This window comes from Zhaonella formicivorans (genome assembly GCF_004353525.1).
GTDB classification, from domain to species: domain Bacteria; phylum Bacillota; class DUOV01; order DUOV01; family Zhaonellaceae; genus Zhaonella; species Zhaonella formicivorans.
This window is the reverse complement of the sequence record NZ_CP085524.1, coordinates 1,612,029-1,632,258: the sequence shown is the minus strand read 5'-3', so window position 1 is coordinate 1,632,258 and position 20,230 is coordinate 1,612,029. Positions and strand designations below refer to the sequence as shown.

Annotated in this window: 16 protein-coding genes and 1 other annotated feature (1 of these 17 running past the window's edge); of the genes, 14 read left to right on the top strand and 2 right to left on the bottom strand. The window is 46.1% G+C overall.

The genetic code is table 11. From position 1 onward, the window contains the following. The first annotated feature begins 89 nt into the window (after window positions 1-89). From lonB to EYS13_RS08045, 11 genes are all read left to right on the top strand, one after another. Complete coding sequence (lonB, locus tag EYS13_RS08095; RefSeq protein WP_227767685.1) at window positions 90-1,817, top strand: ATP-dependent protease LonB; 1,728 nt, start codon at window positions 90-92, stop codon at window positions 1,815-1,817. A 255-nt stretch (window positions 1,818-2,072) separates the two neighbouring features. After that, window positions 2,073-4,406, top strand: coding sequence for an endopeptidase La (gene lon, locus EYS13_RS08090; protein ID WP_227767683.1), 2,334 nt, complete (start codon window positions 2,073-2,075; stop codon window positions 4,404-4,406). Next, window positions 4,403-5,005 carry a ribosome biogenesis GTP-binding protein YihA/YsxC gene (gene yihA / locus EYS13_RS08085; protein ID WP_227767681.1) on the top strand — a complete coding sequence of 201 codons (603 nt, stop codon included), beginning with the start codon at window positions 4,403-4,405 and terminating at the stop codon, window positions 5,003-5,005. The genes lon and yihA overlap by 4 nt, the downstream gene beginning before the upstream one ends. 122 nt (window positions 5,006-5,127) lie before the next feature. Next, complete coding sequence (locus tag EYS13_RS08080) at window positions 5,128-5,748, top strand: TetR/AcrR family transcriptional regulator (RefSeq protein ID WP_227767679.1); 621 nt, start codon at window positions 5,128-5,130, stop codon at window positions 5,746-5,748. 25 nt (window positions 5,749-5,773) lie between these two features. Then, window positions 5,774-7,225 carry a menaquinone biosynthesis decarboxylase gene (locus tag EYS13_RS08075; RefSeq protein ID WP_227767677.1) on the top strand — a complete coding sequence of 484 codons (1,452 nt, stop codon included), beginning with the start codon at window positions 5,774-5,776 and terminating at the stop codon, window positions 7,223-7,225. Then, window positions 7,206-8,060, top strand: a complete 855-nt coding sequence (locus tag EYS13_RS08070) for a UbiA-like polyprenyltransferase (protein ID WP_227767675.1) — start codon at window positions 7,206-7,208, stop codon at window positions 8,058-8,060. The genes EYS13_RS08075 and EYS13_RS08070 overlap by 20 nt, the downstream gene beginning before the upstream one ends. Window positions 8,061-8,080: 20 nt before the next feature. After that, a complete protein-coding gene (locus tag EYS13_RS08065) occupies window positions 8,081-9,040 on the top strand; it encodes a MetQ/NlpA family ABC transporter substrate-binding protein (protein WP_227767673.1) in 960 nt (319 codons plus the stop codon). Window positions 9,041-9,049: 9 nt separating this feature from the next. Continuing rightward, complete coding sequence (locus tag EYS13_RS08060) at window positions 9,050-9,841, top strand: ABC transporter ATP-binding protein (RefSeq protein ID WP_227767670.1); 792 nt, start codon at window positions 9,050-9,052, stop codon at window positions 9,839-9,841. After that, window positions 9,816-10,568, top strand: coding sequence for an ABC transporter permease (locus tag EYS13_RS08055; RefSeq protein ID WP_227767668.1), 753 nt, complete (start codon window positions 9,816-9,818; stop codon window positions 10,566-10,568). The genes EYS13_RS08060 and EYS13_RS08055 overlap by 26 nt, the downstream gene beginning before the upstream one ends. Before the next feature lie 310 nt (window positions 10,569-10,878). Continuing rightward, entirely contained in the window at window positions 10,879-12,144 is a 1,266-nt protein-coding gene (locus EYS13_RS08050; RefSeq protein ID WP_227767666.1) for a nickel-dependent lactate racemase family protein, read from the top strand. Between the two features lie 159 nt (window positions 12,145-12,303). Continuing rightward, a complete protein-coding gene (locus EYS13_RS08045; protein WP_227767665.1) occupies window positions 12,304-12,822 on the top strand; it encodes a tryptophan transporter in 519 nt (172 codons plus the stop codon). Between the two features lie 98 nt (window positions 12,823-12,920). On the opposite strand, the gene EYS13_RS08040 is transcribed toward EYS13_RS08045, so the two are convergent. Both EYS13_RS08040 and EYS13_RS08035 read right to left on the bottom strand, forming a co-directional pair. Further along, window positions 12,921-13,772, bottom strand: a complete 852-nt coding sequence (locus EYS13_RS08040) for a DegV family protein (protein ID WP_227767662.1) — start codon at window positions 13,770-13,772, stop codon at window positions 12,921-12,923. Window positions 13,773-13,900: 128 nt separating this feature from the next. Beyond that, a complete protein-coding gene (locus tag EYS13_RS08035; RefSeq protein WP_227767660.1) occupies window positions 13,901-14,785 on the bottom strand; it encodes a DMT family transporter in 885 nt (294 codons plus the stop codon). Between the two features lie 148 nt (window positions 14,786-14,933). Between EYS13_RS08035 and EYS13_RS08030 the strand changes: the two genes are divergently transcribed. From EYS13_RS08030 to carB, 3 genes are all read left to right on the top strand, one after another. Continuing rightward, entirely contained in the window at window positions 14,934-15,356 is a 423-nt protein-coding gene (locus EYS13_RS08030) for a hypothetical protein (RefSeq protein WP_227767658.1), read from the top strand. A gap of 247 nt (window positions 15,357-15,603) precedes the next feature. After that, window positions 15,604-16,698, top strand: a complete 1,095-nt coding sequence (gene carA / locus EYS13_RS08025; protein ID WP_227767656.1) for a glutamine-hydrolyzing carbamoyl-phosphate synthase small subunit — start codon at window positions 15,604-15,606, stop codon at window positions 16,696-16,698. 107 nt (window positions 16,699-16,805) lie between these two features. Next, window positions 16,806-20,033, top strand: a complete 3,228-nt coding sequence (carB, locus tag EYS13_RS08020) for a carbamoyl-phosphate synthase large subunit (RefSeq protein ID WP_227767654.1) — start codon at window positions 16,806-16,808, stop codon at window positions 20,031-20,033. Window positions 20,034-20,121: 88 nt separating this feature from the next. Next, window positions 20,122-20,230: a binding site (T-box leader), on the top strand (it continues 130 nt past the right edge of the window).

The following is a 20,230-nucleotide window of genomic DNA, read 5'->3' as shown; positions in this document are numbered from 1 at the left end:
TCCCTTTTTAAAAGCAAAAATCGGGATAAAAACAGACCCGCTGGAGATAATACAATAACGAGGAAAAGGTCAGGAAGGATTGGTGCAGCATGGTGGATTACGGTTCCAGTCTCGGCGGGTTTTTGAGTTTTATCCAGATCTTTTTTGCCATAGTGATTGGTATGTATTTTTGGAATTTGCTCCGCAGCCAACAGGGCAATAAGATTGCTGTAGAAAAAGAATCCAAAAAAGAACTGGAGAAATTGGAAAAATTGCGCAAGATCTCTTTAACCCAACCCCTCTCTGAAAAAACAAGGCCAAGCACTTTTGCGGAAGTGATTGGCCAGGAGGAAGGTATCCAGGCGCTGCGGGCGGCCCTCTGCGGGCCTAACCCCCAGCATGTGATTATTTACGGCCCTCCCGGTGTAGGTAAAACAGCAGCCGCCAGGCTCGTATTAGAAGAAGCTAAAAAGAACAGTGAATCTCCTTTTAAAGAGGATGCTAAGTTTGTTGAAGTTGACGGTGCTACCTCCCGTTTTGACGAGAGAGGAATCGCCGATCCGCTGATCGGTTCAGTTCATGACCCCATTTACCAAGGTGCAGGGCCTTTGGGAATGGCAGGCATACCCCAGCCTAAGCCTGGAGCAGTTACTAAAGCGCACGGCGGGATGCTGTTCATCGACGAAATCGGGGAATTGCATCCCATTCAAATTAATAAACTGTTGAAAGTTTTGGAAGACCGCAAGGTAATGCTGGAAAGTTCTTATTACAGTTCTGAAGATACCAATATTCCCAGTCACATTCACGATATTTTTCAAAACGGTTTACCGGCCGATTTTCGCCTGGTTGGGGCTACAACACGGCTGCCTCACGAAATCCCTCCGGCCATCAGGTCTCGTTGCCTGGAGATTTTCTTCCGAGCTTTAACTCCGGAAGAAATTGGCATAATTGCCAGAAACGCGGCCCAAAAGATCGAATATCCTATCGAGGACCAGGCTGTTGAAGTCTTAAAAAGATATGCTACCAACGGCCGGGAAGCGGTCAACATCATTCAAATTGCTGCCGGGATAGCGCTCTCCAAGGGCAGGAAAAATATCGAAACGACTGATGTGGAGTGGGTTGTACATAGCGGGCAGTATTCACCCCGTCCGGAGAGAAAGATTCCCCCACAGCCCCAAATTGGCTTAGTAAATGGACTGGCTGTTTTCGGACCTAATTTGGGCGCTCTGATTGAACTTGAAGTCAGCGTAATTCCGGTTCGCCGGGGAAGAGGTCAGGTAATAATAACCGGCGTTGTGGAGGAAGAAGAGCTGGGGTCAAGCGACGGCAAGAAAATGCGCCGTAAAAGCATGGCCAAAGGTTCTGTGGAAAATGTGCTCACTTGTTTAAGAAAAACTATGGATGTTGATCCGAGGGATTATGATATTCACGTTAATTTCCCCGGAGGCGTGCCAATTGACGGGCCTTCTGCAGGAGTTACCATTGCTACGGCAATCTACTCTGCTATTAAAAATATTCCCGTAAATAATACGGTGGCCATGACAGGGGAAGTTTCTGTCCGTGGCAACGTTAAACCGGTAGGAGGGATAGTGGCTAAAGTGGAAGCGGCCAGGCAAGCCGGTGTAAAAAAAGTATTTATTCCTGCGGAAAACTACCAGGAAATCTTTAAAGAGATGGAAGGTATTGAAGTAGTCCCGGTTGAAAAGCTGGAGGAGGTAATACGCGGCGCTTTGGTTGCACCTGTACAAGAGGCCGTTTATGAGGTGACACGCCTGCAGCCTGAGCTGCTGACAGCTTGCCCGGTTTTCAGTTCCAAACCCGGAATTACACCGCAATAAACTAAAAGACGAGATGACTCGTCTTTTTTTCATTTGGCGGGTATAATTGGGATGTAACTTCAGTTTTGCCGCGCGGTAACGGGAGGAATAAGCAGTTAACCGTAGAATAGTAGAAAAGACCGGTGGGTTTAATGCACAAAACATTGCCAAAATCGGCGGAGTAGCGTAAAATGCTTTTATCATATATTTCGTATGTAATGTCCAGGCGCAGTAAAAAATAAAGTAGAAATGGCATACTAGTTGGAGGTGGAAGGAATGACCGACGTTACAGAGAGAAGGCCCAGGGAATTGCCTCTTTTACCGCTAAGGGGCGTTTTAGTTTTTCCTTTCATGGTTATTCATCTGGATGTTGGGCGCGAGCGGTCAGTTCATGCAATTGACGCAGCAATGGTCGGTGACCGGGAAATATTTTTATCGATGCAAAAAGATGCCCAAACCGACGAGCCGGACCTTTCGGATATTTATGAATTTGGTACAATTGCTGAAATCAAGCAGCTTTTAAAATTACCCGGAGGTACAATTCGGGTATTGGTAGAGGGAATTAGCAGGGCAAAAATTAAGAAGCTGGTCAGTGAGGACCCTTACTTTAAAGTAGAGGTTGAGGAATACCGGGAAAAAGAGCAAAAGGACTTAGAGGCCGAGGCTTTAATGCGCAGCCTCATCGATCTTTTTGAACAGTATGTGAAGCTGAGCAAAAAGATACCTCCGGAAGCTGTTGTTTCAGTTGTCACCCTGGAGGAACCGGGGCGATTGGCCGATGTGGTTGCTTCTCATTTGTCTTTAAAACTGACTGATAAGCAAAAGGTCTTGGAAGCAACAGAGGTGAAAGCCAGACTGGAATTGTTATGTAAGATTTTGACCAATGAAATGGAAATCCTGGAACTGGAGCGTAAAATTAATGCCCGGGTCCGCAAACAAATGGAAAAAACCCAGCGGGAATATTACCTCCGTGAGCAGCTGAAAGCTATTCAGAAAGAACTGGGTGAAAAGGATGACCGGGCAGCGGAAGGGGAAGAACTCAGGGAGAAACTTGAAAAAGCAAAGCTCCCCAAAGAAGTAAAAGAAAAAGCGTTAAAAGAGATAGAGCGCCTGGAAAAAATGCCGCCCATGGTAGCGGAAGCCACTGTTGTCCGCAACTACCTGGATTGGCTGTTGGCTCTGCCGTGGAATAAGCAGACCAAGGACCGGCTTGATATCAATGTGGCTGAACAAATCCTGGATGAGGACCACTACGGCTTAAAGGAAGTAAAGGACAGGATCCTGGAGTATTTGGCTATCCGCCAGCTGGCCCAAAAAATGAGAGGCCCCATTCTTTGCTTTGTAGGGCCGCCGGGCGTGGGTAAAACATCGTTGGCAAAATCCATTGCCCGGGCCCTGGAGAGAAAATTTGTGCGCATGTCCCTGGGCGGGGTGCGGGATGAAGCGGAGATTCGCGGTCACCGGCGTACTTATGTGGGTGCTATGCCGGGACGGATTATTCAGAGCATCAAGCAGGCAGGGACTAAAAACCCTGTTATCCTTCTGGATGAAATCGATAAGCTGGGCTCCGATTTTCGCGGCGACCCGTCATCGGCGCTGCTGGAAGTTTTAGACCCTGAACAAAACAATGCTTTTAGCGACCATTATATTGAATCGCCATTTGATTTGTCCAAGGTGATGTTCATTACCACTGCCAATGTGCAGTATACTATCCCGCGGCCTTTGCTGGACAGGATGGAAGTAATCCACATTTCCGGCTATACCGAGGAAGAAAAGCTGCAGATTGCCATACGGCACCTCGTCCCCAAACAAATCGCTGAACATGGCCTGAAGCTGGAGCAGTTGACAATTTCCGAAAACGCCATCCGCAGGATTATCAGGGAGTATACCAAGGAAGCAGGTGTCAGAAACTTAGAAAGACAAATTGCAACCATCTGCCGGAAAGTGGCAAGGGATATTGTGGCCGGGAAAGCAACAAGTGGTAAAATCAGCGCCCAAAACGTAGAGCAGTATTTGGGAATTCCCCGTTTCAGATACGGGATGGCTGAGCAAAAGAGCGAAGTAGGAGTAGCCACCGGCTTAGCAGTTACCGAGGTAGGCGGAGATGTCCTGAGCGTAGAAGCTACTGTACTGAAAGGCAAAGGCAACCTGACCCTGACAGGAAAGCTGGGCGACGTAATGAAAGAATCAGCCTACGCCGGTTTCAGCTACATCAGGTCCAAAGCTGCTGACCTGGGTATTCCGGAGGATTTCTACGAAAAATATGATATTCATATCCATGTGCCCGAAGGGGCCATTCCCAAAGACGGTCCTTCTGCAGGCATCACCATGGCTACAGCATTGGCTTCAACTCTCTCCAACCGCCCGGTCCGCAAAGATGTGGCCATGACGGGTGAGATCACCCTACGGGGCCGGGTACTGCCGGTAGGAGGAATTAAGGAAAAAGTGCTGGCAGCCCACAGGGCAGGAGTCAAGACAGTGATTATTCCCAAGGAAAATGAAAAGAACCTGGAAGATGTTCCCCCCAATGTTAAGCGCAAGCTGGAATTTGTGCTGGTGGACCATCTGGACCAGGTCTTACCTAAGGCCTTAGAAAACCTGGAGCAATGAAAATCACTTCTGCGGAATACGTAATCAGTGCTGTCGGTCCTGCTCAATATCCGGAGGGAGGGCTGCCGGAGGTTGCCCTGGCGGGCAAGTCCAACGTGGGCAAATCGTCCCTAATCAATGCTCTGACCAATCGCAAGGGTTTGGCACGGACCAGCCAGCAGCCGGGCAAAACCCAAACCTTAAATTTCTACTTAATTAATAAGAATTTCTACTTGGTGGATTTCCCTGGCTACGGCTTCGCCCGGGTATCCCAGGGAGTTAAAAAACAGTGGGGCAAAATGATTGAAAGGTACCTGTATGAGCGGAAAAACCTGGTCGGCACAATTCTACTGGTGGATATAAGGCATCCGCCATCAAAACACGATGTGCAGATGTTTGCTTGGCTGAAAACATTCCAGAACAAGACCGTTATCGCCTGCACCAAGGCTGATAAAATCAGCCGAGGCAAGTGGCTGAACCACCTGAAGGTAATTAAACAAGACCTGCAAGTAAGGCCCCAAGATGTAGTTATCCCTTGCTCAGCAGTTTCGGGGGCGGGGATTGAAGAGTTGCGCAAGGTAATAGGAGAACTTACTGGAAGTACGCAAGCACCGGTCTAAACCGGTGCTTAAATTTATTATAGACTAAAAAACAATTTTCAATGTTATCTTGACTTTTGCCATATGATACCATAAAATTCAATTAAAAAATGAACCATTATTCATTTTTTGGCGGGAAGGCAATGGTTTACCGAAAAACACCGAAGGTTAAAAAAAAGCTTGATAACAGGGAAAAAGCCATTCTGGAAGCGGCGAGGCAAGTTCTGGCAGAAAAGAGCTATCATGAGGCCTCTGTGAAGTCTATTGCCCAGAAGGCGGGAATTGCAGCAGGTACTTTTTATCTTTATTTTCGCAATAAAGAAGCCCTTTTTAATTCCCTGGTTGACGAAGTATATAACGAACTGCTTGATGCCATTCGTTTCGAAAGGAGTAAGCATACAGGAGTTTTAGATAAATTAAAAGCTTCAATGGAAGTATGCGCAAAATTGTTCGTCAAGGAAAAGAAACTTGCCAAAATTCTGCTGGTGCAGTTACCGACTGTTAATAACTTACTAAACAATATACTGACTGAATTGGAAGATGAACTAATCAAACTTACCAAGCAAGACCTGGATGAGGCAGTCGGTGCAAATTTGCTACCCCCCCAAGATACGTTCGTAAGCGCAACAGCATTTGTAGGTACGTTCCACCAGGTTGTAATCAGCTGGCTAAGAAAAGGAGAACCTGCGGATTTACAAAAAGCTTTTCAAATACTAATGCAATACAATTTCCAGGGACTGGGGGTAAAAGGCGAAATAGTATGATTTATTTAAATGGAGGGTATGGCTGATGGTCTATAAAAATTTACAGGATTTTATCGCGGTTCTGGACAAAAGGGGCTGGTTGCAGAAAATTTCTGCCCCGGTAGATCCGGAACTGGAAATTGCTGCTATAACTGATCGCGTCAGCAAAAACAACGGCCCTGCTTTGTTTTTTGAAAATGTAAAGGGGTCCCGCTATCCGGTAGTCACCAATACCTTTGGCAGTCTGGAAAGAATGGCTTTGGCCCTGGGTGTTGATGATCTGGATGAAATAGGCCGAAGAATTGAAATGCTGTTTAATGTGCCGCGACCGGATAACCTGTTGGGTAAGTTGAGAACATTCCCCAAGTTGATGGAATGGTCATCTTTTTTGCCAAAAACGGTTAGGTCTGCTCCCTGTCAGGAAGTGGTGGAAGAAAACCCTTCTTTGGTAACACTTCCTGTTTTAAAGTGCTGGCCAAAAGACGGAGGAAAATTTATCACCCTACCTTTGGTTTTTACAAAAGATCCTGTTACCGGGCAGCAGAATGCAGGAATGTATCGCATGCAGATTTACGATGGGATTACAACCGGAATGCACTGGCATGTGCACAAAGACGGGGCCAAGCATTTTAAAAAGTCACTGGAAAAGGGTAAGGAAATTATGGAAGTGGCAGTAGCTTTAGGAGGTGACCCGGCTACTATTTACGCCGCAACTGCCCCTCTTCCCGGAAATATAGACGAAATGGTTTTTGCCGGTTTTTTAAGGCAGGCTCCTGTGGAAATGGTGCAATGCAAAACTGTTGATTTAAAAGTTCCGGCGGAAAGTGAGTTTGTGTTGGAGGGTTACGTAGATCTGTCGGAAACAAGAACAGAAGGACCCTTTGGTGACCATACAGGTTACTATTCGCCGGTCGACGCCTATCCTGTATTTCACCTGAACTGCCTTACCAGGCGCCGCAATCCGGTTTATCCTGCCACTGTAGTAGGGATACCCCCTATGGAAGACTGCTATCTTGGCAAGGCTACCGAAAGGATCTTTTTACCCCTTTTGAGGCTGCAGTTGCCGGAAATTGTAGATATGCATCTTCCCTTTGCAGGAGTTTTTCATAATTGCGCTATTGTTTCCATTAAAAAAGAATACCCGGGTCATGCTAAAAAAGTGATCAATGCCCTCTGGGGTATGGGGCAGATGATGTTTACGAAAACGATTATCGTTGTAGATGATGACGTGAATGTTCAGGATGTGCCACTGGCAGCATGGAGGATATTCAACTCAATTGACCCTAAACGGGATTTTGTTTTTACGGAAGGGCCCGTTGATGCCCTTGATCATGCCGCACCTTTGCCGAACTACGGCAGCAAGGTTGGGATTGATGCCACAAGAAAATGGAGCTCAGAAGGATATAACAGGGTGTGGCCAGAGGAGGTAAAAATGCCTCAAGCAATTGAGGAACTTGTTGACAGAAGGTGGAAGGAATATGGTTTTAAAACAGACTAAGACTTTTGCCGAACTGGTCAAGTTTGAACACAGCATTTTTGCCCTTCCTTTCGCTTATACAGGTTCTTTTTTGGCTGCGGGAGGTTTTCCGGGGTTTTGGAAATTTGCCTGGATTACGATAGCCATGGTAGGGGCTCGCAGTGCTGCTATGGGCTTTAACCGGCTGATCGACAGGGTAATAGATGCCAAAAACCCGCGGACGGCCGACAGGCATCTCCCGCGAGGCCTAATTTCCCCCCGACAAGTACTAATTTTTTCTCTTGCCGGTTTTGGGGCGTTGGGCATGGCAATCTGGCAGTTGAGCCCCAGGCATATGATCTATCTGCCTTTACTGGTTTTCATCCTGATTTGTTATTCTTATACAAAACGTTTTACACCTTACTGTCATCTGGTCCTTGGGCTGGCTATTGCTTTTGCTCCCCTGGGCGGATGGATCGCTGTACGGCAGCAAAGCAGTTTGGCGGCGTTACTGCTGTCTGCTACTGTAGGGTCTTGGGTGGCTGGTTTTGACATAATTTACGCCATCCAGGACATTGACTTTGACCGCTCGTACGGCGTCCATTCCATTCCGGCTGATTACGGCATTAATGCCGCCCTGTGGTGGTCAAGAGGTCTGCACAGCTTATCGGTGCTTTTTTTGGTCATGATCTACAAACTACTCCCGCTCGGTTTTTTATATCTTGTAGGGATTATCATGGCGGCAGGATTGCTCTGCTATGAACACTTATTGATTTCTCCCCGGGATTTTTCCAGGATCAACGTGGCTTTTTTCAATGTTAACGGCTTAATAAGTATGATAGTTTTTGTTTTCACGCTGCTTGACTTACTTAGCTAATTGAAAAGGAGGAGAAACAAGTGAGAAAAAAATTGTGGTTACTGCCTGCTCTCATTTTGCTGGCTGTTTTAGCTGTGGGATGCGGACAGGACAAGGTTACACAGAAAAAAGCCGAAAACAGCGTTTTAAAAATCGGGCTTCTTCCCGTAGAAGATGGATTGCCGCTGGTTCTTGCGGAGCAGAAGGGATATTTTGCCGAGCAGGGACTGCAAGTGGAATTGGTGCCTTTTCAAAGTGCGGTGGAAAGGGACAGCGCTTTGCAATCAGGTGAGTTGCACGGCGTTGTAACAGACGTGGTGGCGGCAGCCCTTTTAAGGGATTCAGGACTGGATATTAAAATAACCACTTTGACATTGGGCGCATCACCCCAGGAAGGACGCTTTGCCATCCTGGCAGCCCCAGGAAAGGGCTTTGAAAAACTTGCTGACCTAAAGGGCAAAACCATAGGCATTTCGCAAAACTCAATTATTGAATACGTAACTGATGGCCTGCTCAAACAAGCAGGAATTGCCCCAGAGGAAATACAAAAAATTGCGGTCCCTAAAATCCCTGTACGTTTAGAAATGCTTTTAAATGGACAGCTGGACGCTGCTACCCTGCCGGACCCTTTGGCTACATTTGCGGAATTCAAAGGGGCGAAAATTATTGCGGCAGATACTGCAACAAACCTTTCACAGGTGGTCCTGGTTATGACAAATAATGCTTTGCAAGAAAAAGGTGAAGTGATGCGGCGGTTTTTCACAGCTTATTCCCGGGCGGTGGCCGAATTAAACTCTTCCCCGGAAAAGTACCGGCAGCTGTTGGTAGAAGAGGCTAGGATTCCGGAGCCAATTAAAGACATATACCAAATGCCTCACTTCCCTGAGCCGCAGCTTCCCGAGGAAGAGGTGGTGGAGGACGTACTTATGTGGCTTACCTCAAAAGGTCTGTTGCAAAAGGAAATTACTTTTGACGATATGGTAGAAACAGGGCTTTATTAGGTGTTTCTAATGCCGTTTGAAACAGGAAAATACATAGAAATCAATAATTTAAAAGTTGAATATATCCGCCAAAGACAAAGGGTGACGGCCCTGGAAGGTGTAGACCTAATCTTGGAGCAAGGGCAAACAGGGGTTATTATCGGTCCTTCCGGTTGTGGGAAAAGTACTTTGCTTCACGTTTTGGCAGGGCTAAAAACAGAATATGAGGGGCAAGTTTTAATTAACGGAAAATTTCCTGGTTATAACATGGGGACCGCCTTAATTCTTCAGGATTATGGCTTGCTGCCATGGAAAACAGTATGGTCTAATGTAGCTTTGGGTCTGAAGGTGCGGAAATTGCCAAAAGCAGAAATCCAAAAGACTGTAAATGAAATTCTGCAGAGGTTTAGCTTAATGGATTTAAGGGACAGGTTCCCTTCTCAGTTAAGCGGCGGTCAGCGCCAGAGAGTGGCTATTGCCCGAGCCCTGGCTCTTAAACCGGAGCTTTTACTCATGGATGAACCTTTTTCTTCTTTAGATGCTTTAACAAGGGAAGAACTGCAGGATTTCTTGTTAAGGCTTTGGGAAAACACGGGAATGAGTATTATCTTGGTGACTCACAGCATAGAGGAAGCTGTATTTTTAGGGCAGCGCATATTTGTCATGTCTGCGTCGCCGGGGACTGTGATTGCAAAAATAGACAACAAATTAGCGGGGGACAGAGGTTTAAGAGGTAAGAAGGAATTTTATCAGCTCTGCAGTTACTTGCGCTCACTTTTAAAAGGGAGAAAGAGGAATGAACAGATTAGTGAATATTGCTAAACAAAGCCGCGTAGGAACTGTTTTACTGCTGCTGTTTGCTTGGTGGCTCGTGGCAGAGTTAGTGAATAAAGCCGTGCTGCCGCCCCCGCAAGAGGCATTTTTTTCCTTTTTCAACGCTTTACAAAAGGACCTTGCTATGCATCTGGGTGTCAGCTTGTTAAGAGTTGTAACAAGTCTCGCTTTAGCATTTATTACCGCAGTGCCTTTAGGTTTGTTCCTGGGGAAGAATTCCCGCTGGGACGAAATTTTGGCTCCTGTCATTTACCTGACCTATCCCATACCTAAAGTGGTCTTTATGCCTGTAATATTTATTTTGCTTGGCATAGGTAATATCTCTAAAATTGTCCTTATTTACCTTATAGTCTTCTATCAGATCTTGGTTGTAACTCGAGACTCGGCGAAAAATCTTGAACAAGCTTATATTCTGTCCGTACAGTCACTGGGGGCTAATTCTTGGGAACTCTACCGTCACGTATTTTTACCGGGCTGCCTCCCAGAAATCCTTACTTCACTGCGGATTGGACTGGGTACAGCTATAGCGGTACTGTTTCTGGCAGAAACCTATGCCACCCGGACAGGTATTGGGTATTTTATTATGGATGCTTTATCTCGCCTGGCGTACCAAGAAATGTTTGCAGGCATAATTGCCATGGGAACCATGGGATATGTACTATACTTTATACTTGACAAATTGCATAGGTTTTTATGCCCTTGGGGGAATACCTAGGAAAATATTTGTTTTTTGTGCATCAACCTAATTATATTCTGAAGGAACTGAGTGAGATAATAGGTGAACTTACAGGAAATACGGAAGCAACGGCTTATAGCCGGTGCTTTTTGTTTTTTAGCTGAAAGCCAGCAACCTCTGCAAACAGGATACATCTATGCGGGCAAAGGAACTGCGCATTTTAGGGTCAGATATTGAATATTGAATGGTGAGGTTTTAAGTTTGGTCCGAAGCTATAGTAGAAATTAAAATTGCCGGGCAACAGTGAATGGTATATAATGTACTAAAAATAGCGGAGGAGAGATGAGCAGTGAGCGAGTTGAGAATTAGTTTAAGCTGTGGGGAGAATACAGAGGATTTTTGTTTGTCTCTGCCTTCCGGCGCTGCCCGGAATATAATACAGGCATCTCCGGTACCAGGGTTAGCAGATTTTGGTGAGGCCGTTCGCCAGGCATTATCTGACCCCATAGCTTCTCCCCCTTTAAAAGAGTTGATTTTACCCGGTCAAAAGGTAGTTATTATAGTAAATGACATTACCAGGCGAGTCAAAAGCGAGGAGTATATGCCGGTTTTGGTGGAATATCTTAATGACGCAGGCATACCTGACCGGGATATTACTGTTTTGATTGCCACGGGGACCCATCGTCCTGTAACGGAGGAGGAATTACGAAGACTCCTTGGCAGTGATCTGGTTTCCCGACTAACCATAAGAAACAATATAGCAGGTGAGCCGGCGGAACATATATATCTGGGAACTACCAGCAGGGGTACACCGGTTAAGCTGAACCGGCTAGCTGTTAATTCCGACCATGTAATTCTAACCGGAGGAATCAACTTCCATTTCCTGGCCGGTTTTAGCGGTGGGAGGAAGAGTATCCTGCCTGGAATTGCTTCTAGTGAATCTATTCAGGCCAACCATAGCCTTGTTTTGGAGGCCGGTTTCAACGTAGCCCAGGGATTGCTACAAGGAAATCCTATAGCTGAGGATATGCTCGAAGCTGCTGCTTTAATTAAGCCCACATTTCTTTTAAATGTAGTGCTAAATGAAAAGGGGCTACCCGCCGGAGTTTTTGCCGGGCACTGGGACAAGGCCCACCGGGCTGGATGTGATTTTGCAGCTCGGTGTTTTGGGATAAAAAACCCGGAAAGGCGTCCGCTGGTTATAGCGTCCGCCGGCGGGTTTCCAAAAGATATAAATTTATATCAAGCGGCTAAGGGACTTTTAAATGCTATGTTGGCAGTGGAAGAAGGCGGGACTGTTATTTTTCTTGCCGAATGCCGGGAAGGCATAGGGGACGATGATTACTACCGGTTTGCTTATAGTGGACTGTCTCAAGGGGAAAAAATTGCAATCTTGCGGCGGGAGTTTAGCATTGCCAGGTTTATTGGATATTTAAACAGCCTATGGGCAACTAAGGCAAATATCAAACTTATATCCACATTACCTGAAGATAAAGTTAGGGCAATGGGGATGCAGCCTTGTAGGACATTAGATGAAGCTATGATAGATGTAACTGCTTCGCAGCTGGAAAACTGTTGGGTGATCCCTCATGCTGCGGTAATATCATTGGTTTGATAACATCATTTTTATAAAAAGTAGCTTTACAAAATTTATTTATTATAGTATCATTTCCATATTACACAAGATTGCAAGCAGAAGGAGGGGTCTCTTGAGGAGAGCATAGTGTAGCACAGTGCAGTAGAGTTTTAAAAAAATATAATGAGGTGAGATGAGATGAGTTTAAGAGACATGACCCTGATTGCGCTGCTTTTGGCGGTAGGAACGGTACTTAGAATTATAATGCCTGCCTACGGGGCTGGCATGAAACCTGATGTTGCTTTAGCCATGCTTTTCATTATCATCGTTTTAAAGCCAAACATCAGAGTTGTGTTGACAGCAGGTGTAATTGCCGGGCTTTTGGCGGCATTGACAACAGGTTTTCCCGGAGGTCAGATACCAAATATAATTGACAAACCGTTGACTTCATTATTCGCTTTTGGCATTGTAACTTTGTTAAAGGATCGTATTCCTAATCCCTATATTTGCTATATTCTGTCCCTTATAGGTACCGCATTTAGCGGCACAGTATTCTTATTAAGCGCACTAAGTATTGTGGGTTTGCCGGCGCCGTTCAGTATCTTATTTACCACGGTAGTTCTTCCGGCCACTGTGCTTAATACTATTGCAATTGCAGTCTTGTATCCGGTAATTACTTTCAGCAAATCTTTAGTCGAAAAGACAAGACAAGCGTAAAGCAAGCCCCCGAATATTCGGGGGCTTTGGCATATCTTAACAGTTTGACCGGGGGTGCTGGGAAGAAATCCCCGGTCAAACTTTGCTCTACACGGCTATTATTTGCGCACATATATTATTCCAATTGTCCTGGGACCACAATGGGAAGAAATAACACAGCCTGCTTGGGTTAAATATATGTTTTCGATTCCGGTATGTTCCAAAAGCTTGGATTTTAAATATTTTGCCTCTTCTTCACTACCTTCTGAACCCGTAATGATGATAGTATCATACCCAATGTTATCTTTGTCCTCAATAGTTTTTTCTAACATTATGTCTACAGCTTTTCTCATTTTCCCCCTGATATTTTCAGCAAGGATCATCTTTCCTTCTGTAACTTGTACAATGGGGTGAATATGAAATAGGCTACCCATAAATCGCTGAAGAGCGTTACAGCGTCCGCCCTTGTAAAGGTACTCAAGAGTATCTATTACAAAGGATACCTGTACTTTCGGAACCAGATTTCGTACCTTCTCCGCCAGTTTGCCCAGGCTAACACCTTTTTGATTCATAATCCAGGCTAGTCTGACCAAGCTTCCAATACCGGAAGAAAGGTTTAGAGAGTCCACGATTTCTATTCTCCCTTTAGGAAATTCCTGAGCTGCCAATAGTGCGTTTCGTATTGTTGCGGATATTTGCGATGAAATACCAATATAGAGAACGTCTTTCCCTTGTTCGACATACGTCTTAAAAACTTCTGTGAAATCTCCCGGTGAAGGAGCCGCAGTTTTAGGCAGGAAACCTTTTTCCTTAACCAGCCGGAAAAGTTCTTGGGGAGTAATGTCGACCCCGTCTTTGTAGTCCCTGTCCCTAAAGGTGACGTAGAGAGGCACGATAGCCACATTCATCTCTGCAAGCATTCCGGGAGTCAAATCATTGGTACTATCGGTAATAATCTGAATATTACTCATGAAAGAGCCTCCTATGTCAGCTGTTTAATTTGATATGGAAAAAATTCGCCAACCTTTGGGAAATCCCCTACCTTGTAAGTCAAAATTAGTAGCAAAAATCAGCTATATTATCCCAAGCCAACAAGGAATTAAGCTGAGTCAAATGTTGACAAATCTGAGTGACCTTTTAGCTCCGCTAAAAGCATCCCTGAAAGCATCAGCGCCGCTCCGGCCAAGTCCCTGCCCGTAAAAAATTCCTTTAAGAGTAAAAAGGCAAAAAGCATGCTAAAGACAGGTTCCAAGGCAAAGATTATAGCTGTCCTGGTGGGGGTGGTGAATCTCTGGGCCCAGTTTTGAATTAGGTAGGCAAGGGAAGTGGCCGGAATCGCTGTGATTAGGAGAGCCAGCCATACCTCAAAAGTGAAGGAGCCGGGAACAGGCTCCTGCCACCAGCCAACCAGTCCGCTGGATAGTGCTACCGCTCCGACCTGCACCGTCACAAAAGGCAGGGTAGGGAAACTGTTGGCATAGCGTCCCACCAGTACTATATGCAAGGCAAAACAGAGGGCACACCCCAACGTCAACAAATCGCCTATGTTGAGACTCAGGTTACTTTCCAGGGAAAGCAGGGCCAGGCCGATGGCAGCACAAGCTGCTCCTAAAACGGCATAGCCCGAGGGCAGTTGCCGTTCAAGGACGATCATGAGCAGCGGTACAATCACTACTGTCAGGCCGGTGATAAAGCCTGAGTTGGAGGCGGTGGTATAGTTTAAACCAATGGTTTGCAAGCTGTAGCCGCCAAATAGAAACAGCCCCAGCAGGAAGCCCTTCAGCATCATCTCCCGCGAAAATAGTTCCTTATTTTTGAAACAAAACATCACTAAAAACATAAAGGCAATGGCAAAGCGCACGGCGTTAAAATAAAAGGGAGTGATATCAGCCAAAGCGTTTTTGACTACCACAAAGGTTAACCCCCAGACAGCAGTAACTCCGATTAGCAGCAAATCAGCTTTGCTCTGCGTGGAAAACTTCATTTATAATCACTTCCTTGGCAATTACTCTTGGATCCATTTTCCATGCAAATTGGCGCAGCGTCAAGAATGAGCGGTTATAAAAAGTATTTTTTCTGCGTATCATATGGTAATTAGGCTGCAGCCAAAATTTTGCTTGGGGGTGGCTCTGATGAGAACAATAAAAGCCGTGCTGGGAGGATTGGCTTTAAGTATAACCGGCAGCATACTTTTTGTGGCTTTGGGGTTAGCTGCTGCTGTTTTTAGTGGGGCTGGCTTTGTCTATCTATCCTCATACATGGGTTACGTAACTACGGGGAGTCTTTTGGCGGGAAGTTTTTTGGCAGGGTATTTGAACGGTAAAAGAGGAGCTTTTAGTGGGGGAGCTGTTGGTTTTACGATTTGCCTTTTGAGCATTGTATTCTCCATAACACTCCTTCCTAAGGCCATATCTTTGTCGGAATTCATATTAGCAGTTTTTCCCGGAAGCTTGCTGGCCGGTATGGCCGGGGCTTGCGGAGTTAATGTGGCCAGGGCCAAACGGAAGAAAAAGAAAAGCACTCAGGCAAAATTTAGCGCCTCAAATAAACAATGAGCTAAAATAACTATTGCTTTCTTTGAAACTTTGGTTTAGTATATATAACAACAAATGAACAACATGGCTAGTTGTATACAGTGCTAATCTAGCTGTAATATGTTGCTCCTTTAACTCTAGTCCCGCGAGGCTAGTAAGGAGGTGAAAAAGCTTAAAAACAATGCTTTTTTAGGCCTTCTTGCTGTACGCGCAAGGAGGCTTTTTTTGGTCTCTGTTTGTAACACGTCAAATAAAGGTGGTGTAAAACGTGATTGGGCTTTTGGTGCTGGAAGACGGAACTGTATTTCAAGGTAAGGGCTTTGGATATGAGGGTAAAAAAGCAGGTGAAGTTGTTTTTAATACTTCCATGACCGGCTATCAGCAGATCTTGACCGACCCTTCCTATTGCGGCCAGATTGTGGTGATGACATATGCTCTCATCGGTAATTACGGTGTAAACCGGGAGGACATGGAGGCGGTATGCTCCTATGCCAACGGGTTTGTTGTTCATCAACTTTGTACCGAACCAAATAACTGGCGGGCTTACGGCAAATTGGAAGAGTTTTTAGTTGACCAGCAAGTGATTGGCTTGCAAGGGGTCGATACCAGAGCTTTAACATTGCATCTGCGTCGCCATGGTACTTTAAGGGGCATAGTGGCAGCAGGGGATTATAGTCCGGAGGAATTGCTGCTCCAGCTTCATAACCTGGCGCCGGGGGAAAACTGCCCGGTTGCCAAGGTGTCGACGGCAAAACCCTATGTCTTACCCGGCGGTCCGCTAAAAATGGTAGTTATGGATTTCGGCGTTAAACAAAACATTTTACGCTGGTTCCAAAAAAACGGTTGCAAACTAATTGTTGTGCCATTTGACGCCCCGGCCGAGCAAATAATGGATTATCGTCCCGATGGAATTATCTTATCCAATGGGCCCGGTGACCCTGAAAACATCCGTCATGTTACCAAGACTGTTTCAGCAGTGCTGGAAAAAGTACCGGTTTTAGGGGTTTGCTTAGGACATCAATTGTTAGGTTTAACTTTAGGGGGTAAAACATATAAGCTGCCTTTCGGCCACAGGGGTGGCAATCACCCGGTGAAAGATTTGAAAACAGGAAGAGTGTTTATGACGGCCCAAAACCATGGCTATGCTTTGGAAGCCAATTCCTTGCCCGGTGATGAAACTGAAATATCTCATATCAGCTTATTTGACGGTACTGTGGAAGGCATCAGGCATCGCAAATTGCCTGTTTTTTCAGTCCAGTTTCATCCTGAAGGGGCCCCGGGACCGCAGGACAGCGAGTATATTTTCCGCCAATTCCTTGACGCAGTTAAGCTTCGTCGTGCTATACAGCAGGTTGCCGGCTAGTTAAATGAGTCGTTAGCCGTAGTCGTTAGTCGCTCTGTGGAATATAGATAGGTTCTTGCGAGCTATAAAAGTTTAGCCAATCTTGGCGCAAAAGGGGGAGAGGGGAAATGCCAAAAAAAGAAATGCTCAAGGTGCTGGTAATCGGTTCCGGGCCTATTGTAATCGGCCAGGGCGCTGAATTCGATTACGCCGGGACCCAGGCTTGCCGGGCACTGATGGAGGAAGGGCTGGAAATAGTACTGGCTAACAGCAACCCTGCTACCATCATGACTGAGGCGGATATGGCCCATCGTATCTATTTTGAACCACTGACTGCGGAATTTCTAACCCGCATCATCGCAAAAGAGCGGCCGCAAGGAATACTACCTACCATGGGAGGTCAGATCGGATTAAATTTAGCCTCGGAACTGGACCGCAAAGGAGTTTTAAAGAATTATGGTGTGCAACTGCTGGGTACTCCTTTGGAAGCAATAGAACAATCAGAAGACCGGGAGCTGTTTAAAAAGTGCATGGAGTCAATCGGCGAACCTGTTCTGGAAAGCTTTATCGCCAAAACTGAAGAAGAAGCGGTAAAATACGCCCGATCTATAGGTTATCCGGTGATTATCCGTCCTGCTTATACATTAGGTGGCACAGGAGGCGGCATAGCTACCAGTGAAGAAGAAGTAAAGACCATTGCTTTCCGGGGGCTCAAGGCCAGTCCGGTTGGACAGGTATTGATAGAGCGTTCTGTGGTAGGATGGAAGGAAATAGAATATGAAGTAATCAGGGACGGAAATGATAACTGCCTGGCTGTCTGCAGCATGGAAAACGTTGACCCCGTTGGCATCCATACCGGTGACAGTATTGTGGTAGCTCCGGTACAAACCTTGTCAGACGTGGAACACCAAATGTTGCGCGCCGCAGCTTTAAAGATTATCAGGGCTTTAAAGATTGAGGGGGGATGTAATGTCCAGTTTGCCCTGGACCCTCAGAGTTTAAGCTACTATGTAATTGAAGTCAACCCCAGGGTAAGCCGTTCCAGCGCTTTGGCGTCCAAAGCGACAGGTTATCCTATTGCCAGGGTTGCAGCCAAAATTGCCGTGGGTTATACTCTGGACCAAATTCAAAATAAAATTACCGGTACAACTTCATGCTTTGAACCTGCTTTGGACTATGTTGTAGTAAAGATACCGCGTTTTCCCTTTGATAAACTGCGGGGAGAAAGGACTTTAGGGACTCAGATGAAGGCCACTGGAGAGGCGATGGCTATAGACCGGACTTTTGAAAGGGCATTACTCAAAGGATTGCGGGGACTGGAATTAAGCAACGGCAGCCAACACCTGTGGAAGATTAAACAGGCTTCATTGCAGGAAATCCAGGAACAACTGCGGCTGGCCAGTGATTTGCGTATCTTTTATATTTTTGAGGCTTTTCACCGGGGATTAAATGTGCTCGAAGTAGCTGAATTAACAAAAATAGATCTTTTCTTTTTGGCCAAAATGCATAAGATCGCAGTTCAGGAGCAAGAACTGCAAGGCAATCGTGGCGTTTTAAACAAAGAACAGGTACAAAAAGCTAAGGTACTTGGTATTAGCGATACCCGGGTGGCTGAACTTTTGGGGGTATCAGAAAAAGCCGTTAGGGAGTTTAGGAAAGAACAAGGCATTTGTCCGGTTTATAAGATGGTGGATACGTGCGCTGCTGAATTTGCTGCTTTAACCCCATATTATTACTCTACCTACGATTGGCAAGACGAGGTTGAGTTGAAACCCGGACGGAAAATTGCGGTGCTTGGTTCCGGACCAATCCGTATCGGTCAGGGCATAGAGTTTGATTACGGGGCAGTGGAATGTACCCGGGCTTTGAAAGAAGCTGGCATTACAGCCATAGCTGTTAATAATAATCCCGAAACAGTGAGCACTGATTTTGATATAGCTGACAAACTTTACTTCGAACCGTTGACTGTGGAAGATGTAATGCATATTTTAGATAAAGAGCAGCCCGAAGGGGTGATTGTGCAGTTCGGGGGACAAACAGCCATTAATTTAGCAAAAGGGTTGGCTGCTTGGGGGGTGCCCATTTTAGGTACTACTTTGGAGGCAATAGATTTGGCGGAGGACAGGGATAAGTTTGACCGGCTGTTAACAGACCTAGGGATTCCCAAACCCCCCGGCTCAGGAGCTGCAAGCCCGGAAGAAGCAGTGCAAATTGCAGCAAACCTGGGGTATCCTGTAATGGTCCGGCCCTCTTATGTTATAGGGGGCAGGGGAATGGAGATTGTATACAACCAGGAAGAACTGCTGCACTATTTGACAGAGGCCCTGGAATTATCCCAAGACTGCCCCGTATTGATCGACAAATATTTCTCAGGAACCGAAGTAGAGGTGGATGCCGTCTCGGACTGCGAGGAAGTGTTAATCCCCGGAATCATGCAGCATATTGAAAGGCCCGGAGTTCATTCAGGGGACAGCATTGCGGTATACCCGGCCTTTGATTTGAGTCACAAAGCCGTAAGCAGGATTATAGAATATACCAAACTGCTGGCTAAGGCGCTGGCTGTTAAGGGGCTGTTTAATATCCAGTTTATAGTACAAGGTGATGAGGTGTTTGTGCTGGAAGTAAATCCTCGTTCCAGTAGGACTGTCCCTTTCCTGAGTAAGGTGACAGGGATCCCTTTAACGGCTATTGCAACCAAAGTAATTTTAGGTGAAAGGCTCAAGGACCAAGGCTATGGGACGGGTTTATATCCCCCGGCAGCTCATTTTGCCGTTAAAGTTCCCGTATTCTCGCTGGCTAAGCTGCAGCAAACCGATGTTTCTCTTGGGCCGGAAATGAAGTCCACCGGAGAGGTTATGGGAATAGACTATAGTTTATCCGGGGCTTTATATAAGGGATTGGTAGCAGCGGGATATGATTTACCGCAGAGGGGGAAGGTCCTTGCTGCCATTGCTGAACGGGATAAGAGAGAATCTTTGCCGTTGTTACAAGAACTGGCGCAGCTTGGCTACACAATCTATGCTACTCCCGGAACTGCTAAGGTGCTGCGGCAAGCAGGTTTGACAGTGCTGGAAACAGGCGATGAGCAAAGCAGAGAAACAGAGCTGCTAAAACTTCTGCGGGAAAAGCATTTTGATATTGTTCTAAATACCCTGACCCAGGGTAAAGATCCCTCCCGTTTAGGATTCCGGATCCGCAGGACTGCTGCGGAGTACGGCGTAACCTGTTTAACTTCCTTGGATACTGCCAAAGCGGTTGTTCGGCTTTTGGCAGAGTTAAGGCAGTCACAAAGCCAGATAACAGTTAATCCTATTCAGGAATATTTGGGTTGTCTGGAAATTGAACAGGTCGGTTGACGTCTTTTTCGACAGTTTTTTGCAGCCAGTGTGTAACAATCTTGACAGCCGGTAATAATATGGCTAATATTAATCTTAGTTTAATAGGGTACTGTTGATGAAGGGGAGGAGTACTCCCAGGCTGCCTTAAAGAGAGGGGAACCTTGGCTGGAAGTTCCCCAGGCCGGTTGGGAAGAATGTCGCCCTGGAGCGGTAAA